Annotated in this window: 11 protein-coding genes; 4 read left to right on the top strand and 7 right to left on the bottom strand. The window is 69.2% G+C overall.

The features are described 5' to 3' along the window. On the top strand, positions 1-1,068 hold a 1,068-nt coding region (locus VF794_RS36375), incomplete at its 5' end, for a GAF domain-containing sensor histidine kinase (RefSeq protein ID WP_331117719.1). Positions 1,069-1,076: 8 nt separating this feature from the next. Here the strand turns inward: VF794_RS36375 and VF794_RS36380 are convergent. The 3 genes from VF794_RS36380 to rdgC are packed head-to-tail and all read right to left on the bottom strand — an operon-like array spanning position 1,077 to position 3,362. Then, entirely contained in the window at positions 1,077-2,024 is a 948-nt protein-coding gene (locus VF794_RS36380; RefSeq protein WP_331117721.1) for a hypothetical protein, read from the bottom strand. A gap of 17 nt (positions 2,025-2,041) precedes the next feature. After that, positions 2,042-2,716, bottom strand: a complete 675-nt coding sequence (locus VF794_RS36385) for a hypothetical protein (RefSeq protein WP_331117723.1) — start codon at positions 2,714-2,716, stop codon at positions 2,042-2,044. Then, positions 2,703-3,362: a recombination-associated protein RdgC gene (rdgC, locus tag VF794_RS36390; RefSeq protein WP_331117739.1), complete on the bottom strand. Its 660-nt coding sequence runs from the start codon at positions 3,360-3,362 to the stop codon at positions 2,703-2,705. The genes VF794_RS36385 and rdgC overlap by 14 nt, the downstream gene beginning before the upstream one ends. Before the next feature lie 203 nt (positions 3,363-3,565). Between rdgC and VF794_RS36395 the strand changes: the two genes are divergently transcribed. Both VF794_RS36395 and VF794_RS36400 read left to right on the top strand, forming a co-directional pair. Next, on the top strand, positions 3,566-4,033 hold the full coding sequence (locus tag VF794_RS36395; RefSeq protein WP_331117725.1) for an MAPEG family protein: 468 nt from the start codon (positions 3,566-3,568) through the stop codon (positions 4,031-4,033). A gap of 14 nt (positions 4,034-4,047) precedes the next feature. Further along, positions 4,048-5,142 (top strand): hypothetical protein, encoded by a 1,095-nt coding sequence (locus tag VF794_RS36400; protein WP_331117727.1) that lies wholly within the window; start codon positions 4,048-4,050, stop codon positions 5,140-5,142. On the opposite strand, the gene VF794_RS36405 is transcribed toward VF794_RS36400, so the two are convergent. The 4 genes from VF794_RS36405 to VF794_RS36420 form a co-directional block, all read right to left on the bottom strand. Beyond that, positions 5,115-5,981, bottom strand: a complete 867-nt coding sequence (locus VF794_RS36405; protein WP_331117729.1) for an ATP adenylyltransferase — start codon at positions 5,979-5,981, stop codon at positions 5,115-5,117. The genes VF794_RS36400 and VF794_RS36405 overlap by 28 nt on opposite strands. An 11-nt stretch (positions 5,982-5,992) precedes the next feature. Then, positions 5,993-6,574 carry a hypothetical protein gene (locus VF794_RS36410; protein WP_331117731.1) on the bottom strand — a complete coding sequence of 194 codons (582 nt, stop codon included), beginning with the start codon at positions 6,572-6,574 and terminating at the stop codon, positions 5,993-5,995. 86 nt (positions 6,575-6,660) lie between these two features. Next, positions 6,661-6,918 (bottom strand): acyl-CoA-binding protein, encoded by a 258-nt coding sequence (locus tag VF794_RS36415; protein ID WP_331117733.1) that lies wholly within the window; start codon positions 6,916-6,918, stop codon positions 6,661-6,663. 28 nt (positions 6,919-6,946) lie between these two features. After that, positions 6,947-7,942 (bottom strand): hypothetical protein, encoded by a 996-nt coding sequence (locus VF794_RS36420; protein ID WP_331117735.1) that lies wholly within the window; start codon positions 7,940-7,942, stop codon positions 6,947-6,949. 173 nt (positions 7,943-8,115) lie between these two features. On the opposite strand from VF794_RS36420, the gene VF794_RS36425 reads away from it, so the two are divergent. Continuing rightward, a complete protein-coding gene (locus VF794_RS36425) occupies positions 8,116-9,444 on the top strand; it encodes a sensor histidine kinase (RefSeq protein WP_331117737.1) in 1,329 nt (442 codons plus the stop codon). Positions 9,445-9,510 lie beyond the last annotated feature (66 nt).

Below are 9,510 nucleotides of genomic sequence, written 5' to 3' on the forward strand. Positions count from 1 at the left end.
CTCGTGTCCTTGGGGGTCAGCGACACTCCGCTGGGGCGTAAGCAGAAGAGCCTGGGGCTGGACCGGCTTCAGCTCGCCAATCGGGGTCGGGTCGTCCAGGTTTTCGAGACAGGGAAGCCCTGGCTCACGGGACATCAGGACGAGGACGCCGAGGAGTTGCCTGGCATCAAGTACGGGCTTGGCGTCCGCTCCGCCATCGGGGCGGTGATTGACGTGGGTGGAGAGAGGCGCGGTGTCCTGGAGTGCTCCTCGACACAGCCGGAGTGCTTCTCCCTGGATGACCTCCGCTTCCTGGAGGCGACGGCCCGGTGGGTGGGCATGGTGGCCCACAGGGCCGAACTCATGGAGGAGCGGACGAAAGCCGCCGCCGAGCAAGCCCGCCGAGCGGCCGCCGAGGAGCTCATCACCATCTTCGCGCACGACATGGGCAATCACCTGCTCTCCCTGCGCATGCGGCTCGAGCTCCTCCATAAACGGGCGCTTCGGGCACGAGCGGCCGACGACATTCGCGACTCCGAGGCGGCGTCCCGGAGCGTCACGGCCCTCACCCGGCTCACCGCGGATCTGCTCGACGTGGGCCGCCTGGAGCAGGGGCTCTTCTCCCTGCGCTTGCAGCCCCTGGACGTGGTGCGGCTGGCGCAGGAGGTGGCGGCGACCGCGACGATTCCAGGCCACGAGGTCCAGTTCCGGGGGCCGGAGGAGCTCGTCCTCTTCGCCGACCCGGACCGCCTTCGTCAGGCCCTCTCGAACCTCGTGGCCAACGCGTTGAAACACTCGCCCGCGGGACTGCCCGTGAGGGTGGAGGTCGAGAAGCAGACGCGCGAGGAAGGGAGCTGGGTCATCCTCTCCATCATCGACCAGGGGCCCGGGGTGGCGCCCCAACTGCTCCCCCATCTGTTCGAGCGCTTCGTGCGAGGGCCCAAGTCCTCGGGGCTGGGGCTGGGGTTGTTCCTCTCGCGGCAGATCGCCCTCGCTCACGGAGGGACGCTCGAGGTCCAGTCCTCACCCGGCAAGGGCGCACGGTTCGACCTGGCCATCCCGCTGCTCGAGGACGAGTCGGACGGGTGAGCCGCAGCTCAGCGCGGCAACCACGCACCGACCCGCAGCACCCCACGCGCCACCCGGCGCAACCAGCCCAGGCGTCGGGCGGACGCCGGGGGCGTCTCCACCGGCCCCCTCCAGTCGAAGTCCCGGAGCCGCGCCAGGAAGCCCTGCCGCACGCAACCCTCCAGGCTGAAGACGTGGAGGTCTTCCATCCACCGCCGCGCCAGCCGCAGGTCCCGCGTGAATTCGTCCCAGTCCAGCGGTGGCACCTCGATGAGGCCCGGCACCTCTACCCCTCCGCCGGTGACGCCCACTCCAGCGCAGCGTGCGTCCGGGCCATAGCTCCACAACACTCCCGGGCCATGGGGGCGCACGAAGCTCGTGTAGAGCATCAACACCTCGCGGTCCACGGGCAGGTCCAGCACCCCCGAGAGGCGCTGGAGCAGGGTGGAGCCCGCCCGGCGCTCGTCCACGATGAATGGGAGTTGGTAGCTGTCCACGCGGTGGCCGTCCGCGCGGAGGCGGGCCACCAGGGCGCCATATGCGGCCCGGGCCTCCCGCAGCCGCTCGCCCCGCGCGAGCCGGGGCAGCAGCGCGAGCAGCACACGCCACCGGCTCGCCAGCAGGCGCTGCAACTCGTGGATGTCCGGCTCGATGTCCAGGCCCACGCCGTCCCAGCGCAGGCCGTGCTCGGCCGTCCAGGCGCGGAAGGCCTCGTAGCGGGCCGAGGCCTGGGGAGCGTTGTCCTGGTGGAACCAGTAGCCCTCCGCCTTGGGCAGCAACAGCCAGCCGATGACGGGCACGCCGGCCTGATTCAACCGGCGCACCACGGCGGCCCGCTCCGGGCCCAGGTCGAGCACCCCCAGACTGACGCTGGCTCGCAGCGCCAGGAGGTGCTCGACGACGGCCGGGTCGGCGAAGAGGGCCTCCAGGGGCCCGGCCTCCAGCTCACAGAAGAAGGTGAGGCGGGGCGGGCTCAAGGAGGCCTTCCGTCAGCTCAGCCGCGCGCGGCGCGGGCCAGCTGCACCTTGGTCTGCCGGGGAGCCTCGTCCTCACCCTTCATCCAGCTCTTCATCGCGGGGACGACCTTCTTGCTCCAGTTGCGGCTCGCGCGCACCTCGAGGAAGGACTGCACCAGGGTGTCCACCATGTCGGAGAGCTGCTCGGTGAGGTAGAGCCGCTCCAGCAGCTTGTCATCCTCCTCCTCGGTCATCAGGTCCGGCAGCTTCGCCGCGCGGATGTCGAGGAACTCGGCGTCCAGCGTCACCTCGTACACCTTCTCGCCGTGGGTGATGCGCAGCCGGGCCTGGTGGATGAGCAGGCCGCGGTCCAGCGAGTGCTTCACATTCTCCGAGTAGGGCGCGAGCGCCCCCCGGGCGGACAGCTCGGTGACGTCCCCGTTGATGCCGCGCAGGGTGCACCGGCCGGTGTAGAGGACGATGAGGCCCGTGCCCTCGAAGTCCACCAGCACGTCGCCCGACTCCGAGCGCCACAGCAGCCAGGTGAGGAACTCCCGGCCCAGGTACGCGCGGCCGCGCAGCAGTTGCTCTCTCGCTTTGTCGCGTTCGATTTCCGCTTCGTCTCGCTGCTCCTCCTCGGTGGCGACGCCGTCCACGCCCGCGTCGCCCCGCATGAAGGCCGCTTCGATTCGAGCCTGCTCACGCTTCCCCATGGGTCACCTCGCTGCTGGGAATCTCGCTGTTGGAAATCTCCACGCCGATGAGCTCCGGGGTGGGGACGAGGGCGTCGTCGGCGATGCCGGCACGCGCCGCCAGGGACGCGGGCACCAGCGGTTGGAGCTTCACCTCGAAGGCCGTCTCGAGGGCCAGGAGGATCTCATCCACCGCCTTGCGCGAGGCGGCCCAGAGCTGCACCTGCTGCGTCTTCAGGTTCCAGCTCACGTCGTGCACCTTGGTGCTCGGCACGGCGCGCTGGCGCAGCATGTGGCGCAGGGAGGCCCGGTTCTCGGCCTTCTCGCCGCGGGTGGGCGCCCGGCCGTTCTGCTTCTCGAAGGCGGTGGCCCACTTGTCCAGCTCGGCCTTCAGCACCGCCGCGGGCACCTTCACGGTGTCGATGCGGAAGCCGAACAGCGCGTACTCGCCATAGAGGACGCTGCCGGTGGAGAAGTCCGTGGAGTCATGGTTCTCCAGCTCCACGAAGCCCGCGGCCCGCTCGTCCTCGGTCTTCTTGAGGTCGATGGGCTCGAAGAGTCCGGACTTCAGGCCCTTGGCGAGCCAGCGTTTCACATCGGAAGGCGCGTTTCCGGCCGGCTCGGCTCGGAAACGCGAGAAGGTCACTGCACCACTCAAGACAGGCATGAGGGCCGGCAACTTGGACAAGCCGAGCCTCGCCGTCAAGGTACTGACGGTGCGGCCTTCTCCCACGTCGCTGCTTGTGCGCGGGGGCTGGGGAAGGGGACACTCCGGGTCGCGCCATGTCCGTACCACTTGAGGCCGCCTCTTCGCGGGAGGGGACTCGGCTGTCAAAACGGCGGCGCTGCTGCTAGAGGGCCATTCCAGCCATGAACGACTTCTTGCCGAACGTGTCCTCCAATCTGTTCCTGTCGATGCCGGGCTTCCGTCTGTATGCCCTGTGCGCCATCGTCCTCGTCGTGAAGATGTTCGCCGTTGGCGTCCTCACCGCGGTGACGCGCTCCCGGCTCAAGGTGGCCCTGAATCCCGAGGACGCGGCCCGCTTTGGCGCCCAGCTCACGACCTCCGAGCACCCCGACGTGGAGCGGGTGCAGCGCGCCCACCGCAATGACCTGGAGAACATCCCCGCCTTCCTCATCATCGGCCTCATCGCCGTGATGGCCGGCGCGCCGGTTCTCGGCATGCGGATCGCCTTCATCGCCTTCACCGCCGCCCGGGTGGCCCACACCCTCACCTACGTGAAGGCCATGCAGCCGTGGCGCTCGATGAGCTTCTTCATCGGCACGCTCTCCATGCTGTCGCTGATGGTGATGATCGCCATCCGCCTGGCCTCCTGAGAGGAGTCGCGTCCATGCCCCAGATGCTCGACAGCCTGCCCGTCCTCTACCGGGAGCTCTTTCCCGACTTCTTCCAGAAGGAGATCCCCGTCGAGACGAAGGCCACGTGCTCCTCATGCGCGATGTGCCAGTCCTCGGCGCGAGGCGTCGTCGAACCCGTGGACGGGGTGAACCGCTTCTTCCGGCCGGACACCAAGTGCTGCACCTACTACCCCAAGCTGCCCAACTACCTGGTGGGCGCGCTGCTGTCCGACGGGCGCGCCGAGCTGGGCGAGGGTCAGCGGCGCGTGGGGGAGAAGATCTCCAGCCGCGTGGGGGTGACGCCGCAGTGGGTCCGGCCGTCGGCCCGCTACAACCTGCTCTACCGCAACTCGCGCCAGTTCTTCGGCCGGGCCGCCTCCATGCGCTGTCCGTACTACGAGCTGGAGCAGGGCGGCTGCACCATCTGGCCCTTCCGCGAGGCCGTGTGCTCCACGTTCTATTGCAAGTACGTGTCGGGGGCGGACGGGCGGAAGTTCTGGATGACGCTCAAGACGTACCTGGCGCTGGCGGAGATCCAGCTCTCGCGCTACGCGGTGCTCCAGCTGCTGCCCGAGTACGTGCTCGCCGGCAAGGACAAGCCGGACCCCTCGGAGGCGCCGACCGTCGAGGACCTCGACGACAAGCCGATGCCCGAGAAGGAGTACGCCGCGCTCTGGCGCCAGTGGGTGGGCCGTGAGCCCGAGTTCTACCGGGCCTGCCACGATGTCATCCGGGCGCTGAAGCCGGCGGACGTCGAGAAGATCATGGGCCTGGACGGGCTCATCGAGCTGAAGGTGCTGGAGAAGAGCCACCAGGAGTCGGTCGCGCCCGAGCTGCCCAAGGTGCTCAAGCTCAACCCCGAGGCCACCGTGAAGTGGCTGCCGGACGGGAGCGTCGCGCTGGGGGCCTACAGCGAGTACGACGCCGTCGCGCTGCCCGGCGTGGCCTACTCGCTCATCACGGAGTTCTCGGGTCGCGAGCCCGTCGAGGTGGTGCGCCAGCGCCTGCGCGCGGAGAAGCAGGCGGACCTGCACGAGGACATCCTGCTGGAACTCTACCGTCACCGCATCCTGATGGATGCGACCTGACGCAGCAGCTCCACGGGCCCCAGCGCCTGGAGCCGCTGGAACTGCTCCTCCGTCTTGACGAACAGCGAGCCGGCGAAGCCCAGGGCATTGACGTTGATGCCCTCGGCCTCGGCCTGGGAGCGGGGCACCAGCAGCATCCAGTCCCGCGTGGCCAGCAGGTTGTACGGACGCGACTCGCGCTCCATTCCGAGCGTGGCCCGCAGCGACTGGTAGGCCTCCAGCATCCGGGCCCCGTCCTCGCCGGGTGAAGCCGCCCACGGCCCGAGTCTCCTCACCGCGTGGGCGAAACCCAGCTCCTGTCCCGTCGACAGCAACTTTTCCATGGGAGCGCGCAGGCCCTCGGGGCCGAGCGGGGGCGTGAGCTGAAGGTGCTTGTGCCGCTGGCTGGCGCCGGCCATTTCGCCGGAGTTGTAGAAGGCCAGCCCGTCCAGTCCCTCCATGCAGAGCGCGAGCGCCTCGAAGTCGGCGGCCGTGAGAGGGGACTCCTGCTCCTCGAAGGCGCGCGTCACGATGAGCAGGTGGTGCTCGACGACGTTGAACTTGTTGAGCAGGCACACGTGCGTGGGCGACACGTCCCCCACCACGAGGTCCGGATCCGGGTTCTCGAAGGGATTGAAGGGCCCCGCGCGGGTCGGCTCGCGCCTGGGGCGCTCCTTGAGCTGGGCCCGACCGAGCACGCGCACCTGGAAGGACACCCCGTGCTGCTCGATGAGCCGGCACTCGGTGGTGATGGGCTGAAGCGCGCCCGTGCTCAATCCATGGTGCGTCGTGCGCACCGTCTGGGACCACAAGTGCTCCGGGCGCAGCAGGGGCGGCGGGGAGGCGGTGGAGGAGGGCATCGCGGCGGAGACTACCGCGAGACCTCGCTCCCCAGCAGGACCACGAGCGTCGTCGCCAGCAGCGGGGAGACCTCCGCTGGGATGCCGGGCGTCACGAAGACCCACACGTGCTCGCGCTTGTTCTCGCCGCAGGTGCGCACGCCCTGGTAGGCCTCGTCCTCGTATTGCAGGTCATACGTGCACGTGCCCACCGTGCCGGCGAGTTCATCCGGAGTGATGTCGAGTTCCAGCGGGCCCCCACCAAAGGTGCCCTCCAGCCGCACGATTCCCTCCTCGTCGCTCTTGGAGGTGATCCGCACGGACTGGCCGCCGACGATTCCCTCCAGCTTCCCTCCCTTGCGGTTCAAGGAGACCGAGCTTCCGGAAGCCAGCCCGCGCACCGTGTCTCCCTTGCGCGTGAGTTGGATGTCCGTGCCCGTGACGGCTTCCGAGGTCACCTGGGCCTTGAGGTCCTCCTTCGGGGTCTGTAGGCGCAGCGATTGCCTCCCCGCCTCGTCCTTGCCCTCATCTTCCTGGGCACCTGCCGTCAGGACGAGGCCAAGCAGGGATACACCGAGCGCACCACCAAGGAGCCGGGCGATCGAGGACCTCATGGCTAGACGATAGGGATGGAGGTCGGCTCCTGGCAGCGTTGCCCGGGTGGCGGCCCTCCCTACCGCGGCCTCGCTTGTCCGCCTGCTCAGCCGCGCAGCAGCCGCTCCACGAGCGCCACGTACTGCTGCATGGCGGCCTCGCGGCCCACGCCCTTGCGGCCCGCCCAGGCGTCGTACTTGGCGCGCCCCTTGATATCGAGCATCCCCGGGCGCTTGCCCTGGACGTCGCCGTCGGTGGCTTGCTTGAACAGCGAGTACAGCTCCAGCAGGGTGTCATTGGAGGGGCGGGTGGTGAGCGTCTTCACGCGCTCCTGCGCGGAGCGGAAGTCATCCTCGAGTGCCATGGGGTGTCTCTCCTGGGTGGGGTAGGGGTCAGGCCTGACGGGGCTGCATCAACTCCTCGAGCCAACGCGCGAAGGGCTCCGAGGCCACCACGGGCGTCAGGCGCACGCGCAGCGACTCGCGGCCCAGGGTCTGGAAGGCGTCGAGCAGGCCGAGCGTCCCGAGCACCTCGCGCACCGGGCGCTTGCCATCGCGCTCCATCGCGCGCGTGAGCCAGCCCTCCAGCTCCGTGGTGACGTCCTTGGAGGCGAGCCACTGGGAGAGCGCCTTGCGCGTCACCGCCGTTGCGCCGGGCACGTCCGTGCGGGACAGCTCCTGCCCGAGTCGCGACAGGGGCAGGCCCAGCACCCCGTCGAGCAGCGCCACGCGCATCTCCGCCTGCTCCGAGGCCCGGCTCGGATCGGTGAGCGCGTCGGCGAGCTGCTGGAAGACGCCGGTCAGCGCCGAGTCGACGAAGTCGCGGGCGCGCTTCTCCACCTGACGCTCGATCTCATCCGACAGAGCACCCGCGATGCCCCCCAGCGTCCCCCCCGCGCTCCGGGCCTGATCGGCCGCGAGCTTCGCCAGGCCGGAGAAGCCCTTGGCGATGCGGTTCTCGGTCACGGGCGCGCTCACCTTGCGGCTGAATTCGATGAGGAGGTTGAGCAGCAGCCCCCGCGCCAGCGCGCGAACGGGCGGCCGGTCCAGCACCGACAGCACCAGCGTCCGGTCCGGCGAGTAGCGGCGGGCGGCCAGCTCCGCCAGCCCCTTGGAGAGCTCGGGCGGCAGGGCCTCGCGCAGGGTGCGCCGGTCCTGGGTGAGCCGGCCCTGGAGGTGGTCCAGGGTGGAGGCGAGCTCGCGGTCGGCGGTCTCGGAGGCCAGCCAGCCCTCGAGCGCGGCCTTCAACGCACGCGCCAGCAGGGCGGGGGGCAGGAGGGCCTCGAGGGGCTGGGAGAGCTCATGCTCCACCACGAGCGCGGCGAGGCGATCCAGCGGACCGTTGGGAGAGGCGTCCTGGAGTCGGGCGAGGAGGTCCTGGGGATTCATGGCTGCACCACGGGAAGGGTCTTCACGACGAGGCGCGCAGTATGGCGCGGCTCGCGCTCCCGCTCGCCTGAATTCGGGCCTCCTGTCATCCGGTGGGCGCCTCGTCGCTCCTCGGGGGTTCGAGTTCGAGGTCCCTCCGGTGCTAGCCTGGGGCCCGACCCCGGAGGTTCCCGATGGATGTCCGAGCAAGAGACGCGGTCCTCGAGGCGGACTCGGCGCAGTTGAACCACAGCGTCCAGCACATCGCGGGTCTGGGTGCGTCCGTCGTCAACCTCGCGTTGGTCGCTTCGTTCTGGGGCCAGTGGAACGTGATCTCCACCATCGTGGGGGTGGGCCTGGGGCTCACCTTGTTCAACGTCGTGTTCCTCGAGTGGCTCGCCAGGCGCTTCACCCGCGTCGTGGTGGAGGCGGTGCGGATGGCGGTCAACGTGGTGGGCGTCTGCCTCGTTGGCATTCATACCCAGTGGGCGCCGCTGCTCTGGGTCTTCGTGCCCTACAACATGCTCTGGTACTTCGGGCTCGACCGGTGGGTCCGCCTGAGAATGGCCCTCTACCTGGGCTCGGTCGACGTGGTGGCCCTGTCCACCGGTGCCAGTCCGACCCTGGCCCTGGCCTTCTCCCTGATTGGTATCTTCGGCTATCTGGTGTCCGAGAAGCGCGTCACCCTGCTGCGCGGCTCGTTGGCGCAGGTGCGGCACCAGCGCGAGGAGCTGGAGAAGGCCCAGCAGGAGATGCAGCAGTTGCACCAGCGGGCGCTCGAGCAGGAGCGGCTCTCCAGCCTGGGGTTGATGGCGGCCAACGTGGCGCATGAAATCAACAACCCGATGAGCTTCGTGACGAGCAACATCGACTCGATGCTCCATGAACTGCGGGTAGGGCAGAACCTGCCCGAGTTGGTGAAGGAGTACGTGGACGACCTGCTCCCGGCCACGTTGGACGGCGCCAGGCGGGTGAACTCCATCGTCTCGGATCTGCGCCGCTTCTCGCGCGGGGGCTACGAGGGCCCGGTCGGTTATGACTTCAACGCCGAAGCGAGGACGGCGCTGCGCATCGCGCGAGTCCAGCTTGGCCACGTGAGGGTGGAGGACGAGCTGGGCGAGGTGGGGTCGGTGGTGGGCCGTCCGCGTCAGCTCGTGCAGGTGCTGGTGAACCTGCTGGTGAATGCGGGGCAGGCCACCGCGCCAGGCGGGGTGGTGAGGCTCACCACGCGCCGCGAGGGCGACCGGGTGCGCGTGGAGGTGCGCGACACCGGCACGGGCATGTCCGAGGAGACGAAGCGGCGCCTCTTCGAGCCCTTCTTCACCACCAAACCTCCCGGGTTGGGCACGGGGCTCGGCCTCTCGGTGGTGCTCGGCATCATCAAGACCCATGGCGGTCGCATCGACGTGGAGAGCGAGCTGGGCAAGGGCACGTGTTTCACCGTCGAGCTGCCGCGCGTGCCGTCTCTTCCCCTGGAGGACAACTCGGGCGGAAACCTCCAGGCGGTCTCCCGTACGGGGTAGGCTCCTGGGCGGTCGTTTCAATTGTCATTGACCCCAGGGGAATTCCTTCATGCAGTGGCTGAAATT

It is taken from the genome of Archangium sp. (genome assembly GCF_036389735.1).
In the GTDB taxonomy this organism is placed as follows: Bacteria; Myxococcota; Myxococcia; order Myxococcales; family Myxococcaceae; genus Archangium.

Coding starts and splice junctions, on each gene's coding strand:
- VF794_RS36385 (WP_331117723.1), bottom strand. CDS start 2,716: ATGGGGAAGCGTGAGCAGGCTCGAATCGAAGCGGCCTTCATGCGGGGC.
- rdgC (WP_331117739.1), bottom strand. CDS start 3,362: ATGCCTGTCTTGAGTGGTGCAGTGACCTTCTCGCGTTTCCGAGCCGAG.
- VF794_RS36395 (WP_331117725.1), top strand. CDS start 3,566: ATGAACGACTTCTTGCCGAACGTGTCCTCCAATCTGTTCCTGTCGATG.
- VF794_RS36400 (WP_331117727.1), top strand. CDS start 4,048: ATGCCCCAGATGCTCGACAGCCTGCCCGTCCTCTACCGGGAGCTCTTT.
- VF794_RS36405 (WP_331117729.1), bottom strand. CDS start 5,981: ATGCCCTCCTCCACCGCCTCCCCGCCGCCCCTGCTGCGCCCGGAGCAC.
- VF794_RS36410 (WP_331117731.1), bottom strand. CDS start 6,574: ATGAGGTCCTCGATCGCCCGGCTCCTTGGTGGTGCGCTCGGTGTATCC.
- VF794_RS36415 (WP_331117733.1), bottom strand. CDS start 6,918: ATGGCACTCGAGGATGACTTCCGCTCCGCGCAGGAGCGCGTGAAGACG.
- VF794_RS36420 (WP_331117735.1), bottom strand. CDS start 7,942: ATGAATCCCCAGGACCTCCTCGCCCGACTCCAGGACGCCTCTCCCAAC.
- VF794_RS36425 (WP_331117737.1), top strand. CDS start 8,116: ATGGATGTCCGAGCAAGAGACGCGGTCCTCGAGGCGGACTCGGCGCAG.